The 16,255-nt window shown below is 70.8% G+C and carries 14 protein-coding genes; 7 read left to right on the top strand and 7 right to left on the bottom strand.

Going from position 1 to position 16,255, the window contains the following annotated elements; all coding sequences use genetic code 11:
- Positions 1-63 precede the first annotated feature (63 nt).
- The gene (locus OHA58_RS05245) at positions 64-2,517 is read right to left on the bottom strand and encodes a SpoIIE family protein phosphatase (RefSeq protein ID WP_405476891.1); all 2,454 of its coding nucleotides are present in this window, start codon (positions 2,515-2,517) and stop codon (positions 64-66) included.
- Between the two features lie 205 nt (positions 2,518-2,722).
- The gene (locus OHA58_RS05240; protein ID WP_405476889.1) at positions 2,723-3,181 is read right to left on the bottom strand and encodes an ATP-binding protein; all 459 of its coding nucleotides are present in this window, start codon (positions 3,179-3,181) and stop codon (positions 2,723-2,725) included.
- 169 nt (positions 3,182-3,350) lie between these two features.
- Between OHA58_RS05240 and OHA58_RS05235 the strand changes: the two genes are divergently transcribed.
- The 4 genes from OHA58_RS05235 to OHA58_RS05220 all read left to right on the top strand — a co-directional run bounded on the left by OHA58_RS05235 (position 3,351) and on the right by OHA58_RS05220 (position 5,813).
- Positions 3,351-4,175, top strand: coding sequence for a Scr1 family TA system antitoxin-like transcriptional regulator (locus OHA58_RS05235; RefSeq protein ID WP_405476887.1), 825 nt, complete (start codon positions 3,351-3,353; stop codon positions 4,173-4,175).
- On the top strand, positions 4,172-4,375 hold the full coding sequence (locus OHA58_RS05230) for a DUF397 domain-containing protein (protein WP_405476886.1): 204 nt from the start codon (positions 4,172-4,174) through the stop codon (positions 4,373-4,375). The genes OHA58_RS05235 and OHA58_RS05230 overlap by 4 nt, the downstream gene beginning before the upstream one ends.
- A 96-nt stretch (positions 4,376-4,471) precedes the next feature.
- A complete protein-coding gene (locus OHA58_RS05225; RefSeq protein WP_405476884.1) occupies positions 4,472-5,005 on the top strand; it encodes a hypothetical protein in 534 nt (177 codons plus the stop codon).
- Between the two features lie 79 nt (positions 5,006-5,084).
- Positions 5,085-5,813: a Mut7-C RNAse domain-containing protein gene (locus OHA58_RS05220; RefSeq protein ID WP_405476882.1), complete on the top strand. Its 729-nt coding sequence runs from the start codon at positions 5,085-5,087 to the stop codon at positions 5,811-5,813.
- Here the strand turns inward: OHA58_RS05220 and OHA58_RS05215 are convergent.
- Positions 5,759-7,225: an APC family permease gene (locus tag OHA58_RS05215; RefSeq protein ID WP_405476880.1), complete on the bottom strand. Its 1,467-nt coding sequence runs from the start codon at positions 7,223-7,225 to the stop codon at positions 5,759-5,761. The genes OHA58_RS05220 and OHA58_RS05215 overlap by 55 nt on opposite strands.
- A gap of 198 nt (positions 7,226-7,423) precedes the next feature.
- Here OHA58_RS05215 and OHA58_RS05210 point away from each other — a divergent pair, with 198 nt between their 5' ends.
- A complete protein-coding gene (locus OHA58_RS05210; protein ID WP_405476879.1) occupies positions 7,424-8,032 on the top strand; it encodes a TetR/AcrR family transcriptional regulator in 609 nt (202 codons plus the stop codon).
- A 57-nt stretch (positions 8,033-8,089) separates the two neighbouring features.
- On the top strand, positions 8,090-10,057 hold the full coding sequence (locus tag OHA58_RS05205) for an FAD-dependent oxidoreductase (protein ID WP_405476877.1): 1,968 nt from the start codon (positions 8,090-8,092) through the stop codon (positions 10,055-10,057).
- Between the two features lie 40 nt (positions 10,058-10,097).
- Here the strand turns inward: OHA58_RS05205 and OHA58_RS05200 are convergent, their stop codons facing one another.
- The 4 genes from OHA58_RS05200 to OHA58_RS05185 all read right to left on the bottom strand — a co-directional run bounded on the left by OHA58_RS05200 (position 10,098) and on the right by OHA58_RS05185 (position 14,561).
- Entirely contained in the window at positions 10,098-10,841 is a 744-nt protein-coding gene (locus tag OHA58_RS05200; protein ID WP_326710243.1) for a GntR family transcriptional regulator, read from the bottom strand.
- 104 nt (positions 10,842-10,945) lie between these two features.
- Positions 10,946-12,112, bottom strand: a complete 1,167-nt coding sequence (locus OHA58_RS05195) for an acyl-CoA dehydrogenase family protein (RefSeq protein ID WP_405476875.1) — start codon at positions 12,110-12,112, stop codon at positions 10,946-10,948.
- Positions 12,109-13,341 (bottom strand): CaiB/BaiF CoA transferase family protein, encoded by a 1,233-nt coding sequence (locus OHA58_RS05190; RefSeq protein ID WP_405476873.1) that lies wholly within the window; start codon positions 13,339-13,341, stop codon positions 12,109-12,111. Before OHA58_RS05190 ends, OHA58_RS05195 begins: the two co-directional genes overlap by 4 nt.
- Entirely contained in the window at positions 13,338-14,561 is a 1,224-nt protein-coding gene (locus OHA58_RS05185; protein ID WP_405476871.1) for an MmgE/PrpD family protein, read from the bottom strand. The genes OHA58_RS05190 and OHA58_RS05185 overlap by 4 nt, the downstream gene beginning before the upstream one ends.
- A gap of 307 nt (positions 14,562-14,868) precedes the next feature.
- Between OHA58_RS05185 and OHA58_RS05180 the strand changes: the two genes are divergently transcribed.
- A complete protein-coding gene (locus OHA58_RS05180; RefSeq protein WP_405476870.1) occupies positions 14,869-16,254 on the top strand; it encodes an MFS transporter in 1,386 nt (461 codons plus the stop codon).
- Position 16,255 lies beyond the last annotated feature (1 nt).

Below are 16,255 nucleotides of genomic sequence, written 5' to 3'. Positions count from 1 at the left end.
CCGCATCACCGGCGCCGAGGCCACATTGAGCGTCCACCGGGCAAGCGGCCCCGAGGTCCGGAGCTACCTGGCGACGGCACCAGCGCTGTTGGGGAGGGATTGCTCGGCCCAGATGGTCTTGCCGCGGGGGTGGTAGCGGGTGCCCCAGAGCTGGGCGAGCTGGGCGACCATGTACAGCCCGCGTCCTCCCTCGTCGGTCTCCAGTGCGCGCCGGATGTGGGGGGAGGTGCTGCTGCCGTCGATGACCTCGCAGATCAGGCTATTGTCGCGGATCAGCCGCAACTGGATCGGCGGGCTGCCGTAGCGGATGGCATTGGTGACCAGTTCGCTGACCACGAGTTCCGTGGTGAACTCCAGTTCCTCCAGGCCCCATTCAGTTAGTTTCCGGTTCGCGAGCGCGCGTGCCTGGCCAACGACCTCGGGCTCGGCCGCCAGTTCCCAGGTGACGTGCCGGTCCGGGGCAAGCCCGTGTACCCGCGCTACGAGCAGGGCCGCATCGTCCTGCGTGCGGGCCGGCATCAAGTGGCGGATCATCGCGTCGCAGACACCGTCGAGCCCGGGCGGATGGGTGAGGCGGGTGTCGGACAGTGCCTCGCGGAGCCGTGCGAGAGCCGTATCCGCGCTCTGCTCCGGTCCGTGCGCCGGGCCGTCGGTGTACAGCACGAGCAGTTCTCCGTCAGCCAGAATCACCTCGCCGCTCTCGAACGGGGCTCCGCCGCGACCGAGCGGAGGATCGCCGGGCAGATCGATGAACTCGACGTTCCCGTCCGCCGTCACCCGCGCAGGTGGCGGATGTCCCGCCCGCGCCACCGTGCATCGCCGTGCGATGGGATCGAACACCGCGTACACGCATGTCGTTCCGGCCGCCCCGCCTGTGAGCCCCTCCCCGTGTTCCTCCTGGAACCGGTTGACTTGGTCATCCAGATGGGTGAGCAACTCCTCAGGCGACAGGTCGAGATCCGCGAGGGTGCGCACCGCGGTACGCAGCCGTCCCATGGTCACCGCCGACTGCAGGCCATGCCCGACCACATCTCCTACCACCAAGGCCACCCGCGCGCCCGACAGCGGAATCACGTCGAACCAGGCACCACCCAGCACCGCGTGACCGCCCGCCGGCAGATAGCGTGACGCCACTTCCACAGCACCGAACACCGGCATCTGCTGCGGCAGCAGACTGCGTTGCAGCGCCAATGCCGTCGTCCGCTCGCGGGTGTACCGCCTCGCGTTGTCGATACACACGGCGGCACGCGCCACGAAATCCTCGGCCAGCAGCACGTCGTCCGCCTCGAACGCATGCGTCCCCCGGTGGCGTAGGAAGACCGCCGCACCGAGCGCGGCTCCTCGTGCGAACATCGGTACCAGCAGCCACGAGTGGACGCCGTATTCGCGGACCAGCGCGGCCCGTTGAGGGGCGACCGCGGCGATGGCGGCTATCACCTCTTCGCTCGTCAGTAGCAGGGGCTCGCCACTGGCCAAAGCGCGGGTGAACAAGGACCTGGCCCCGGAGGTGAACGGGTCGACGTCCCCCGTCTCAACCACTGGTTCCCTCGGACCCTCAGGGACAGTCGAACTTGCCGCACGGCGCAGTGGCATGGCCTCGGAGACGGGACCGGTAACCGGCTCATCGCCCCCGAACACCGAGTCCAGTAGGTTGACATAGGAATGATCGGCCAGGAGGGGGACGGCCACGTCGGTCAGTTCCTGCGCGGTGTGCAGGACGTCAAGTGTGCTGCCGATCTTCGCGCTCGCGTCGTTGACCAGGGCCAGCCGCTCCCGTGCCCGGACCCGCTCGGTCACTTCGAACACCACGTGTGCCAGTCCGATCACCTCGTCGGAGTCGCTCCGCAGCGGAACGATGGTCTCCGAAAAGGCTTGGTACCGGTCCGGGTCATCGGGATCCCGGGCGTGCACCTCAGTGGCGACCAGCGCTTCACCGGTGGCCAGGACCTGCCGCTGGCGGCTCTCGAAGGCCGTCATGTCCATCACTCCGGCCGGGGCCACCTCCCGCATGGTGCGCCCGAGGAAATCCTGGTTCCTGAAACCCTTCAAGCGCCGCGCATTTTGCGCGACAAAGCGGAACTGGGTGTCGAATACGTCGATGTGGAAAGGCGATTCGGTGAACAAGCCTTTCAGGAGCGCGCGGCCGAGATTCTTCCGGCGTACGGCATCGATGCTCTCCGCCTGGACCAGCCAATACGGCTCACCGGTGGTGGACACGAGGGAATGGGCCCACAAATCGACCTCGACTCGGCTGCCATCCCGGTGTCGCAGCGCTATCGCCCCAAGGGCGGTGGCCTCCCGTGCGTGGCAGCGCTCCACGAGACCGGCGGCGTCGGCATGGAAGTACAGCAGTTCGGCCCCGCGCCGCCCGCGGACTTCCTCGGCGGTGTAACCAAGCAGCCGCTGGGCACCTGGGCTCCAGCCCGTCAGCACACCCTGTCCATCGACAGTGGCGTATCCCTTGTCGCCCGGCTCGGGGAGATCGCCGAGGGCGCCGTGGAACATGGCGTCGTGCATGTGTCACACCCGCTCCGAGACCCGCGGCACTTGGCTGTGCCACACCTCAGGAAATTTCGCTGCCGTATAGAAGGCGTTATTTCGCTGGCCGGGTCCGACAATTCCGAATCCAACTCTATCGTCGAGTCATGCCTCCTGCGAGTCAGCGAACCGCGGTGATCAGTGCGCAGAACAGCCTGATTGCGGGGGGGCGAGTTTGCGCCACTCACGAGAGCGAGCCGTTCCCCTGCGCGGAGTGGCGGAGCTCCGCCCACACCGTCTTGCCTGCCTGTTCGCGAGGCGCCGTTCCCCAGCGTGTGGCCAGCGCCTCGACCAGGAGCAGGCCTCGGCCCGTGATCGCCCCGTCGTGCGACTCCGCAGCGGGGTGCGGCAGCCGCTCGCCTCGGGCGTCCGAGACCGCGATCGTCAGAAGGTCACCTTCGAGGGTCAGCCGCAGCTCGAAGTCCCGGCCCGGAACGCGTCCATGGGTGACGGCGTTCGTGGCGAGTTCGGCGACGACCAGCGCGGCCGACGTGGACAAGTCGCTGTCGTAGGCGATGCCCCACGCGCTGAGCTGCCCGACGGAAAGCAGTCGCGCCAGGCGGGCGCCGCGTCTCGTCGGGCTCAGGCGTTGCGAGAACACACGTACGGTAGCCGTCGCCGGGGACGTCGGGGGAGATGTCATGCGTCCACGGTGGCGAGTTCGGGCAGGTCACGCCATGGACGCCGCTCGTACGGAGCGCAGCGTACGAGCTCACGCTCTGGACAGTACGCGTGACCGACCGTGAGCATGGTCGCGTTGCGTGCCCGAGTCGGGTGCGGCAGGCGTGAGACGCGCGACAAGGGGGTCGCCCATGGCGAACAACAGCACCGAACCCGAACCGTCCGACAGCCTGAAGGCCTTCGGCGCGATCCTGAAGGTCTTCCGTGAGCGCGCCTCGCTCACACAGGAGCAACTGGCCCCGATGGTCAGATACTCGCCCCACTTCGTGGGCTCGATCGAGCAGGGGCGCCGCCTGCCGCCGACCGACTTCGTGGAACGCGCCGAGGAGGCGCTCGACGCGTTCGGCGTGCTGAAGGCTGCGGCACGGCATGTCGCGCGGCAGCCTGGTCTGGCGGCCTGGTTCCGGCTGTGGGCACAGCTCGAGGCGACCAGCGTCGGACTGTGCACGTACGAGTGCCGCGTGGTGCCGGGGCTGTTACAGACCGAGGCCTACGCTCGATCAGTCATGCTCAGCGTTCCGCCGCCGCCCACGCGGGAGCAGGTCGGCGAGCGGATCGCCGCCCGCCTGGAACGGCAGAAGCTGCTCACGCGCACACCACCTGTCGCCTTCAGCTTCATCGTCGAGGAGGCGGTTCTGCTACGGGGTACGGGCGGGGAGGACGTCACTCGTGAGCTGCTTGAACACCTCATCGTCTGCGGAGAGTTGTGGAACGTCGAGGTGCAGATCATGCCTCTGCGGCAGCCGCACCACGCGGGAGCTGATGGGCCGATGCAGCTTCTGGAGACGCCGGACAACCGGTGGTTGGGGTACGCGGAAGGGCAGCAGACGGGGCAGCTGATTTCTGTCCCGAAAGACGTCAGCTTGATGCAGATGCGCTATGCCAAGATGCGCTCACAGGCCCTGTCCCCCGCGGACTCGGCGGACCTGTTGACGCGGATGCGAGGAGCGCTATGAGTGGCGACAGCGGCGGGCTGAACTGGTTCAAGAGCAGCTACAGCGGTTCTCAGGGCGACAGCTGCGTGGAGGTCGCGTATGGGCGTGGGGCGGGTGACGGTGCCGCCGTTCATGTGCGGGACTCAAAGGACAGGGAGCGTCCGGGAGTCGCCGTGTCCCCGGCGGCCTGGGCGGTGTTCGTCGGGCACGCGGGCCGCTGAGCGCGCCCCCAAGCGGACCCGTACACCTGATCGGATACGCTGCGGCGCGATGTATGACGTGTACACCTCTGGTGTGCGAGCCCCTGAAGAGGAGAAATGTCCGTGAAGCAGCGCCCGGTGTTCGCCGGCCTGACATTGATGCTTGTGGCCGTTCTGAGTGCGTGCGGTGGCGGTGCGGACAAGGGGGACGGCCACGCCGGAGGCAAGGGCGGTGGGAAGGGCGGTAGTTATTCTCAGCCGCACTCCGACCAGGTGCGTGGTCTCTACGACGCCGTCCGGCATCTCCCGCGCAAGACCGCCAAGGCCACCCGCGCGCACATGGTCAAGGAGTGCGACCCGGCGACACGGAAGGTCAAGCACACCTCGCGCAGCGGCAGTGGCAAGCGCAAGAGGACCCGCACCTGGTACACCACCGAGCGCTACAACCAGTGCCACAAGGTCCGTAAGGGCAGCGAGACGTACACCCGCGTCGTGCGGCCCGAGCGGTGGTGCGTGCGGCTCGACGACGTCAACGGGAAGCCCCAGAAGGACGACCGCTGGTTCCGCGTCAGCCCCGCCACGTACAGCGAGGTCCACGGCAAGGATGAGCACGCGCGCGTGAAGTTCGAGCCGCGGGGGCGCGGCTGCTGATGCCGGTCCGCATCCGCGGGCCCGTGTCTACTCGTAAAACCGCAGGTCCGCGCCCCCGTACCCATGGCATCCTGACCCGGTGAACGGACCGGAGATCGTCGTCAGTGTCGTGCCCGAGCTGGGTCTTTTCGTTCCGCACGGGCGGCGCGAGGGCAGGGCCGTCCCGCTCGTCACCGACGGCGTGTCCACGCTGGGGCATGTGATCGAGTCGCTCGGCGTGCCGCTGACGGAGGTCGGGGCGCTGGTCGTGGACGGGCGCGAGGTGGCCGTCGGGCACATTCCCGTGGCCGGGGAGCGGGTCGAGGTCAGGGCCGTCGTCCGGCCGCAGCGGGTCGGGGGAGCACCGCTGCGGTTCTTGCTCGACGTCCATCTCGGCACGCTGGCACGGCGGTTGAGGCTGCTCGGGATCGACTCCGCGTACGAGTCCACGGACATCGGCGACCCCGCGCTGGCGGCCCGCTCCGCCGCCGAGCGGCGCGTCATGCTCAGCCGGGACCGCGGGCTGCTGCGGCGGCGCGAGCTGTGGGCCGGCGCATACGTCTACAGTGACCGGCCCGACGAGCAACTACGCGACGTACTGGGCCGGTTCGCGCCCGAGCTGCACCCCTGGACCCGGTGCACCGCCTGCAACGGACTGCTGAAGGAAGCCCGTAAGGAAGACGTCGCCGACCTGCTTGAAGGCGGGACGCGCGGCACGTACGACGTGTTCGCCCAGTGCCGCGCGTGCGGGCGCGTGTACTGGCGGGGTGCCCATCACGACCGGTTGGAGCGGATCGTGGGGCGGGCGGTCGCCGAGTTCGGGAGCTGAGCGGCTGCCTCGTCCTCCGGCACCCGGGGTGATTCGATGCGCCAGGCGATGCGCTGCCCGTCCTGGACCACCCTTCGGTACGCGTACAGCACCACCGAGATCAGCAGGATGCCGACCGCGAGGAAGGACTCCGTCGCGCCCCCGTAGCCCGCGAGGGACGGGTGCGTGACGCCCACCGAGACGATCACGACGTTGAACGCCAGGATGACCCAGGCGACCGGGATCCAGGCGCGGGCACGGCGGATCGGGCGGGGCCAGTCGGGGCGGTCCTTGCGCAGGAGCAGGAAGCCGGCGACCGCGAGTGTCATGGCCACCAGATAGCCGAAGTTGCTGGCGATGAGAATGCTCAGGGGCTCGCCGAGCAGGACCACGATCGCCGCGTTGACGAGCGCGTCCAGCGTGAGGGCCCGGCCCGGCACGCCCCAGCGGTTCACCTTGTCGAGCTGCCGCACGGTCATGCCCTCGCGCGCCAGGCCGTACAGCGCCCGGCCCCCGTCCGCCGTGCACGACACCATGCCGAAGAACATCGAGACGATCAGGATGAGGACGCCGACGTCGGAGAAGCCGCCGAGCGCCTGGGTGAAGGCCGTGGCGAACGCGCCGACCGGGTCCGAGCGCAGCGTCGCCTCGCCGACGCTGCCGACCGTCGCGAGCGGGACGACGAAGAAGACACCGAGCGAGATGAGGGACGTCAGCCGCAGCGCCTTCGCGGTGTCGCGCGCCGTGTCGCGGTACTCGGGCGCGAACGACGCGCAGATCTCCGTGCCGTACGTCGTCCAGGCCGTGACGTAGAACCACACGATCAGCGTCATCCAGCTCCCGCCGTGGTACCAGGTCAGACGTGACGCATCCCAGCTCCCCGGGCGCAGGAACGGGGCTATGACGACCACCGCCAGACCGCACATCACCAGGGCCGCGACGGCCTTGGAGACGCTCGCGGCCAGCCGTGCGCCGAAGTAGTTGCAGGCCCAGCCGCCGGCGATGGCCAGGACCGCGAGCGCTTCCGGGAGACCGATGCGGTGGCCGGGGAACGGGATCGACGGGGCGTGCGGGAACCACTGGGCGGTGATGAGGTGGCCGATCGCCGCGCCGTTGACCGCGATGCTGAACGACCAGCCGATCCAGTAGCCGTACGACGCCACGGCGCCCAGCGGGGCGAAGTAGCGCTTCCAGCCCTCGGTGGCGTATCTGCTGATGCCGCCGGACATGCCGGGGAACATCGCGGCGGTCTCGGCGAACAGCATGTTCTGAGCGAACGCGACGAGCGCCCCGACGCACCAGATGGTGATCGCCGTCCAGCCTCCGATCGCGCCCACGGTGTAACCCACCGTCAGGAGCAGGCCGTTGGGGATCACCATGGCGATGGCGAGGCCGTCGCGCCAGGTCAGGGACTTGTGCAGCTGTTGGCTCAAGGGGGCCACCTGTCTCGGTCGGGGGGACTGACGGGAGAAGGTCGGGCGCGGCGAAAAGTGATGCCGCTGCGCTGTGTCGGCGGTCACAATAATTCGTTATTGTTGGCCGGGATAGGGGTCCGGCAGTGGCCAATTCCAGAGGGGTCGGTTCCCGGGCGAGCGGTTCCGGAGCGACCGACACAGAGACGAGGGGCGGGCATGGGGGAGAAGGAGAGCGGTGGCGACGCGGGCGAGGTGCAGCGCGAGCGGATTCTGCGGGCGGCCGCCCTGGTCATGGCCGAACGCGGCTTCGACGCGGCGCGCATGAGGGACGTGGCGCGCGGCGCCGGCGTGTCCATCGGGCTGCTCCAGCACTACTTCGACACACGCGACCTGCTGTTCCGCGAGGCCTTCGAGTGGTCGATCGGCGAGCTCATCGCCCGCTGGCGCAAGGGTGCGTCCGCCGAGCCCGACCCGTGGCGCCGCTTCGAACTCCTCGTACGCGAACTGGCCGACGACCCCGACCTCCAGCGCCGGTGCGCGACCTGGACCGAGTTCTGCGCGAGCGCCGCCCGCAGGCCCGAGCTGCGCGACGGGGTGCGGCGCGCCCACCAGGACTGGCGCGAGCTCGTCCTCGGCATCGCCGAATCGGGCGTCGCCGCAGGAAAGTTCGTGCCCGTCGTGTCCACCGACGTCGCGGTGCGCTCCGTGCTCGCCGCCGTCGACGGCTGCGACATGGCCGTGGCGTCGGGCAGCGGCATGGGGGCGGAGGGCTACGCCGCCGTCATCCTCGCCACCGCCCGCTCGGTCCTCGGCGTACGCGACTGAGCTGTTTCCCTATCGACTCACTCCATCCGAGCCGCAGTTCACAGGAGGCACCGCGCCATGACGTCGACCGCGTTCCCGCATCTGTTCAGCCCGCTCGCCATCGGCGGCGTGACACTGAAGAACCGCGTTCTGTCCTCCGGCCATGACACGGTCCTCGTCGAGGGCGGGCAGGTCACCGACGATCTGGTCGCCTATCACGAGGCGCGCGCCGAGGGCGGTGTCGGGCTCATCGTCGTACAGGTGGCGGGAGTTCACGAGACGGCGCGGTACACGACGCACGTGCTTATGGCCACGGACGACTCGTGTGTCGAGGGGTACCGGCGGCTCGCCGAGGCCGCGCACCGGCACGGCGCCAAGGTCTTCGGACAGCTCTTCCACCCGGGACGCGAGATCCTGGAGTCGCGCGACGGCTCCGCGCCCGTCGCCTGGTCGGCGTCGGCGACGCCCAGCGAGCGCTTCCATGTGATGCCGCGCGCCATGACCGGGGCCGAGATACGCGAAGTCGTCGACGGGTACGGAGAGGCCGCCCGCAGGTTGCGCGCCGCCGGGCTCGACGGCGTGGAAGTGGTCGCCAGCCACGGCTACCTCCCGGCCCAGTTCCTCAACCCGCAGGTCAACGTGCGCACCGACGGGTACGGGGGTGACGTGGACGGCCGGCTGCGTTTCCTGCGCGAGGCCCTCGCGTCGGTGCGGGCGCACACCGGACCCGGCTTCGTGGCCGGACTGCGCATCTCCGGCGACGAGTTGAGCCATGACGGCCTCACCGCCGAGCTCGCCGTCGAGGCGGCCGCCCGGCTGGACCGCGAGGGTCTCGTCGACTATGTGAGCGTCTGCGCCGGGTCGTCGGCGACGATCTCCGGCGCCGTGCACATCGCACCCCCGATGACGCAGCCCGCCGGATACACCGCCCCCATCGCCGCGCGCGTGCGGGCGGCGGTCGAGGTGCCGGTCATGGTCGCCGGGCGCGTCAACCAGCCCCAGGAGGCCGAGCAGATCATCAAGGAGGGCCAGGCCGACGCCTGCGCCATGACCCGCGCCCTGATCTGCGACCCCGACATGCCGGGCAAGGCGAGCGACGGCCGCACGGAGGAGATCCGGGCCTGCATCGGCTGCAACCAGGCCTGCATCGGCCACTTCCAGCGCGGCTACCCGATCTCCTGCATCCAGCACCCCGAGACCGGCAGGGAGCGCCGGTTCACGCGGCTGCCCCAGCCCACCAGACGTCGGAAGGTCCTCATCGCGGGCGGCGGACCGGCCGGGCTCAAGGCCGCCGCCGTGGCTGCGTCCCGTGGGCACGACGTCACCCTGCACGAGGCGGGACGGCGCGTCGGCGGACAGGTACTGCTCGCCCAACTCCTCCCAGGACGCGCCGAGTTCGGCGGTGCGATCACCAACCTTGAGGGCGAGGCGCGGCGGGCCGGGGCGCGGATCGTCACGGGATCCCGCGTCGACGCCGAGCTGCTCGACCGTGAAGAGGCGGACACCCTCATCGTCGCCACGGGAGCGGTGCCGCGCCGGCCCGCACTCGAACTCCTCGACGACCCCGTCGTCCTCGACGCCTGGGACGTCATCCGCGGCACCTCCGAGGTCCCCAAGGGCCGGATCGTCGTCGCGGACTGGCGGGGCGACTGGATCGGGATCGGCGTGGCCGTCCAACTCGCGGGCCAGGGAAGAAGAGTGACGCTGTGTACGACCGGCTTCGGCGCGGGCGAGCATCTTCAGCAGTACGTGCGCGCGTCGATGCTCGCCGAGGCCGCGCGGGCCGGCGTCGAGACCGTGCCGACGGTGCGTCCCTACGGCGCCGACGCCGACACGGCGTACTTCCAGCACACCCTCACCGAGGAGCCGGTGATCATCGAAGGGGTCGCGGCCCTCGTCCTCGCCCAGGGGCACGACCCCGTGGGTGAACTCGCCGGCCTGGCGGACGGACGGGTGGGTGAGGTCCTGATGGCGGGGGACTGCGTGTCACCGCGGACCGTGGAGGAGGCCGTACTGGAGGGGCTGACGGTCGCGTCGTCGCTCTGAGACACGCAGACATGCCCGGTCACCGGCCGCCATGCGTGGTTCAGCGCGGATGGCGGCGCAGCCGCACCCGGTACGAGTAGTGCTCCGGAAGGAAGTGGCTGACGGCCAGCTCGACCGGGCGGCCCGATGCCGACAGGTAGAGGCGGTCGATCCGGAGCAGCGGATGCTGCGGCGGGCAGTCCAGGTGCGCCGCCACCTCGGCCGAGGCGAGGGCGACCGTGACGGACTGCTCCGCCTCCGCGATCGGCTCGGGCAGCCGGCCGTCGAGGAGGCCGATGATGGTGACGCGGCTGTCCGTGCCCGCCTCCGTCAGCTCCGGGCGGTCCGCGACGAGCGCGCCCACGTCCGGCGGCAGATGCACCGTCGTCAGGCAGAACGGGGTGTCCTCGTGCAGCCGCAGGAACGAGAGGTGGTCCACGCGGTCGGAGCCGACGCGCAGCCTGCCCGCCGCGTCCACGTCGACCCGGCGGCGCAGCGGCGACACCAGGCGCATCGTCGTGTCGAGGGACAGCGCCATGAGGTCCTCGACCGAGCCGAACTGCCGCAGATACTGCTCCTCGCGGGGCGCCGCGAACGTGCCGCGCCCCGGGACCCGGTGCACCAGGCCCTCCGTGACCAGGTCCTGGAAGGCGCGCCGCACGGTCTGCCGGCTGAGCCCGTGCGAGGCGGCGAGCTCCGCCTCCGTGGGCAGCCGCACCCCCTCGGGGTAGTCGTGCCGCAGGATCGCCTCGCGCAGCTCGCGCGCGAGGCGTACATAGGCGCTGTCACGCCCGGGGGCCGCCATCTGTGTCCCCCTCGTCCGCTCTGTGCGTGTCGTACGCGTCATGTCTGCCGTTCACCGCCCTGCCTGTGCCGTGAGTCTAATGGCCGTACAAGACGGTGCGCAGGTCAGACGTCCAGACCGCCGCGGGAGACCAGCTGGCGCACGATGACGCCCCGCTGGATCTCGTTGGTGCCCTCGCCGACGATCATCAGGGGCGCGTCGCGGAAGTAGCGCTCGACGTCGAACTCGGTCGAGTAGCCGTAGCCGCCGTGGATACGGACCGCATTCAGGGCGATCTGCATGGCCGTCTCCGACGCGAAGAGCTTGGCCATGCCCGCCTCCATGTCGACGCGCCGGCCCGCGTCCGCCTCGCGGGCGGCGTACAGGGTGAGCTGGCGCGCCGCGGTGAGCGAAGTCGCCATGTCCGCAAGGTAGTTGCCGATCGACTGGTGCTTGTAGATGGGCTCGCCGAATGTCTCGCGCTCCTGCGCGTAGCGCAGCGCGTCCTCGAACGCGGCCCTGCCGACGCCGAGCGCGCGCGAGGCGACCTGGAGGCGGCCCGTCTCCAGGCCCTTCATCATCTGCCCGAAGCCCTTGCCCTCGACGCCGCCGAGCAGCGCGCCGGCCGGGACGCGGTAGTCGTCGAAGGTCAGCTCACAGCTCTCGACGCCCTTGTAGCCGAGCTTCGGCAGGTCGCGCGAGACGGTGAGCCCCGGGCCGTGCTCGGCGAGCAGGATGGAGATGCCGCGGTGCTTCGGCTCGGCCGCCGGGTCCGTCTTGCACAGCAGCGCGATCAGCTGCGAGCGGCGGGAGTTGGTGATCCAGGTCTTGCCGCCGTTGACGACGTACGAGTCCCCGTCGCGCCGCGCGACCGTGCGCATCGCCTGGAGGTCGGAGCCGCCGCCCGGCTCGGTGAGGGCCATCGTCGAGCGGATCTCGCCGGTGGCCATCTTCGGCAGGTAGCGGTTCTTCTGCTCGTCGGTGCCGAAGTGCAGCAGCAGCTTGGAGACGACGGTGTGGCCGCCCATGGCGCCGGCGAGGCTCATCCAGCCGCGCGCCAGCTCCTCCGTGATCAGCACGTAGCAGGGCGTGGAGACGGGCGTGCCGCCGTACTCCTCGGGGATCGCCAGGCCGAAGATGCCGAGGTCCTTCATCTGCTCGATGAGCGCCTCGGGATAGGTGTTGGCGTGCTCCAACTCCCGTACGACCGGCTTCACTTCGCGGTCCACGAAGTTCCGCACGGTCTCGACGATCAGCTGCTCGTCGGAGGAGAGGGTGTCGAGGGTGCTCACTTCGCGGACGCTCCTTGCTCGTGGTCGTGCGTGGTGTCGATGACGCCCTGCGCCCGCAGCCGCTCGATGTCGGCGGCGCTGCGGCCCAGGGAGGTGAGGATCCGCTCGGTGTGCTCTCCCGCGGCGGGCACGGGGTCCATCCGGGGGGTGACGCCGGAGAGGTCCGCCGGGGGGAGCAATGCTTGTACGGGTCCCTGCGCGCCCGGCACCGCGATGTCGCGCCAGCGGTCGCGCTCGGCGAGGGCCGGGTGGGCGAGGAACTCGGCGATGGAGTTCACACCCGCGTTGGCGATGCCGGCCTTGTCGAGGAGCGCCACGGCGTCCTCGCTGCCGAGCTCGGCGAAGCGCGCGGAGACGGCCGCGTTGACCTCGTCGCGGTGGGCGACGCGGTCGGCGCCGGTGGCCATGCGGGGGTCGTCGGTGAGTTCGGGACGGCCGAGGACCGTGGAACACAGGGCCTGCCACTCGCGCTCGTTCTGGATGGAGAGCAGCACCTCCTTCCCGTCGGAGGCGGTGAACGGGCCGTAGGGAGCGATCGTGGCGTGCTGGGCGCCGATGCGCGGCGGCTGCGTGCCGCCGTAACGCGTGTAGTAGGCGGGCTGGCTCATCCACTCGGCGAGCGCCTCGAAGAGGGAGACCTCGACGGCGGGCACCCGCCCGGTGGTGGCCCGCGTGTAGAGGGCGGAGAGGACGCCGCTGTACGCGTACATGCCCGCCGCGATGTCGGCGACCGAGATGCCCACGCGGGCGGGTTCGTCGGGCGAGCCCGTGATGGAGAGCAGTCCCGTCTGGCACTGCACGAGCAGGTCGTACGCCTTGCGCTGCGACCAGGAGCCGCTGGTGCCGTACCCGCTGATGGTGCAGGGGATCAGGCGGGGGTGGCGGGCCTGGAGCGCGGCGGGGCCGAGGTCCATGCGGTCGGCGGCGCCCGGGGCGAGGTTCTGGACGAACACGTCGGCGTCCGTGAGGAGTTCCTCCAGGATGTCCCGGCCCTCCTGCGACTTGAGGTCCAGGGTGAGGGACTCCTTGGAGCGGTTGAGCCACACGAAATAGCTGGCCTGGCCGTGCACCGTGGTGTCGTAGCGGCGGGCGAAGTCGCCACCGCCGGGACGCTCGACCTTGATGACGCGGGCACCCAGGTCGGCGAGCTGGCGGGTGGCGAAGGGCGCGGCGACGGCCTGTTCCAGGCTGACGACCGTGATGCCTTCGAGGGGGAGCGGCTCGGTCATGCGGGGTCCTTCCCGGGAAGTTCGGTCAGGAGAAGGGCGCGGGCCGACTCCCAGGTCGTGTCCTTGAGCAGAGCGGGTACGTCGCTGCCGCACGCGACGAACTTTTCCTCCAACTCCCTTTCTGTAGGCGGACGTTGGGGCGAGCCTGGGGGATGGGCGAGGGCGGACCGCAGGACCCGGCCGTCGGTGAGCGTCACCGCGAGGTCGACCTCGCCGTCGAGGAGCCCGGCACCGCCCTCGGTGCGCTCCGTCTCGACGGTGGCCATCAGGCGCCGCGCCTCGGGCCGGCCCACCGCGTCGTCCGTGAAGGCCCCGAAGCCGGGGAAGCCGTCGAGCAGGGCCGTCGCCACCGCGTACGGGAGGCTGAACTTGCCTTCGAGCCCGGTGTCCGGGTCGTCGTGGATGAGGGGGTGGACGGTGGCACCCGGGGTGGTGACGCGGACGGCCGTGACGTCGTCGGGGCCGCACTCGGCGCGCAGGTCGCGCAGCGCCGCGATCGGGCGCTGCATCGCGTAGCAGCAGGGGAACATCTTGATGGCGAGGCCACCGGGTACGGCGGGACCGCCGCTGTGGGGCGCACCTCCCTCGGCGCCGTCCGCTCCTTGCGCGCCCACCAGCTTCAGCCACGCGTCGACCGCCCGCGGGTCGGCCGTCGCGCCGGCCCGGGCGAGGCGCGCCGCCCGCACCCCCGCCTCCGCCGCGAAGCCCACCTGGAGCGACTTGCTGTGCGTGCCGAACGCGGCCTGGACCCCGCTCGCGCCGGGCACCGCGAGCGCCATGGCCGTCGCGAGCCGCTCGGGCGTGAGGCCCCAGGCGACACCCGCCGCGACGGCCGCCGCGGGGGCGCCCGCCGTGCACGTGGCGTGCCAGCCGGCCGCGTAGTGCGACCAGCCGAGCAGGGTGCCGAGCCGGGCCATCACGCCCGCTCCGGCGAGATAGGCGCGCGCGTCGCCGCCCGCCGCGAGGACCGCGGGGACGATCACGACGCTGATGTGTGTCGTGGACTCGATGTGCAGGTCGTCGAAGTCGAGGACGTGCCCGACCGCGGCCCAGCGCGCCGCGTCCGGCAGTTCGGCGGCCAGCGCGCTCACCGGGTGGTCGCGCGCGGCGAGCGTGACCGCGACCGTGTCCAGGAGGGAGCGGCGGGCGAGCGCCAGGTCCTCGGCGTCGGGTTCGTATCCGTACGCCCACTCGGCGAGCGATTCCGCGATGGCCGGCATGGCTTCCCTTCGTACATGTCCTGCACTGCGTGGTTACTTTGTACGGCCAAATGGCGGGGCCGTCAATGCCGCCACCGCAGGGCAACTCAAAGCTTTCACATGCGACTTCTTCCCAGGGGGGTTGACGGGACGCCCGGCGGGGCGGACGCTGGGCCGCGTTTTGTACGGCACAATCCGCCATTGAGGCGGCCACATCAATCGGTCTGTCCAGCCACCTGTCCAGCACCTGGCAATCCACCTGTCCAGGTACCTGGCAATCCCACCTGTCCACCGGCTGTCCGACCGCCTGTCCCCCCGGAGGTCTCGCATGGGCGATGCGCATCCCCTGCTCGCCGCGCTCAGCGGCGCCCGGCACGGTGCCCTGCACCGGCGGGTGCTGCTCACTGTCAGTGCCATGTTCTTCTTCGACCTCGCCGACCTGAACACGTTCGCGTTCGCCGCGCCCGCCATCCGCCGGGCGCACCTCTTCACCGTCGACGACATCGCGTTCGTCACCGCCCTGGCCTTCGCCGGCATGGCGGCAGGCGCGATCCTCGGCGGCCGGTTCGCCGATCATGTGGGCCGGCGCCGGGTCATGGCTTGGTCCGTGGTGCTCTTCTCCGCGGCCTCTGTGATCAACGCAGTGGTCAGCGGGGTGGGCGCGATGGCCGCGGCCCGCTTCGCGACCGGGTTCGGCCTCGGCGCCATGACCTCCGTCGCGATCACCTACCTCTCCGAGGTCACCCCGGCCGCACGCCGCGGCCGCGCCCAGGCGACGGCGCTCGGCACCGGCCTGATCGGCATCCCCGTCGTGGCGTTCACCGCCCGCGGCCTGACCGCCGACGACCCCGGCGGCTGGCGCGCCCTCTTCGTCATCGGCGCCCTCGGCGTCCTGCTCGTACCGCTCCTGATGCGCCTGCCCGAGTCGCCGCGCTGGCTCCTCGCGCGCGGCCGCGGCGCCGAAGCCGTGCAGGTCACGCGCGCCTTCGTGCCCGACTGGGAGCCGTCCGCCGACGCGCTCGCCGTGCCGCCCGCTCCGTCGGACCGGCCCCGGTTCACCGAACTCTTCGCCGCGGGCCAGCGGCGCAACACCGTCGCCCTCATGGCCCTGTGGCTCTTCGGGCTCGTCGGCTTCTACGGGTTCCAGTCCTGGGTGCCGACGCTGCTCGCCGACCACGGCCAGGACTTCGCGAAGAGCATGACCATGTCCGCGGTCACCACCATCGGGGCGGTGCCCGGCGCGTTCCTCGCCTGGCCGTTCATCGACCGCTACCCGCGCAAGCACCTCGCGGTGGTGCTCGGTCTCGTGGTCGCGGTCCTCGGCATCGGGTACGGGCTCAGCTCGTCCGTCGTGGCCGTCGTCGTGTTCGGCACGCTCGTCGCCGCACTCAGCCAGACGTTCATCGCGGTGCTCTACTCGTACACCCCCGAGGTCTTCCCCACCCGCCTGCGCACGGCGGGCGCCGGGCTCGGCAACGGCGTCGGCCGGATCGGCAACGTCATCGCGCCGCTCGTCGTCGCGGCGATCTACACCACACCGGGGCTCGGCTACGTCGCCGTGTTCGTGTTCATCGCGGGATGCTGGCTGGTCGCCACGGCCACCGTGTTCTTCTTCGGCGTCGACACGCGCGGCCGGTCGCTGGAGACCCTGCACGACGCTGCGGCGGCCCCGGTGGCTTCCACGGCACCCGTTTCGCAACGCATCGGAGAATGAG

The organism is Streptomyces sp. NBC_00009, from assembly GCF_045040855.1.
Taxonomy (GTDB): domain Bacteria; phylum Actinomycetota; class Actinomycetes; order Streptomycetales; family Streptomycetaceae; genus Streptomyces; species Streptomyces aureus.
This window is presented reverse-complemented; position numbering and strand designations above follow the sequence as displayed.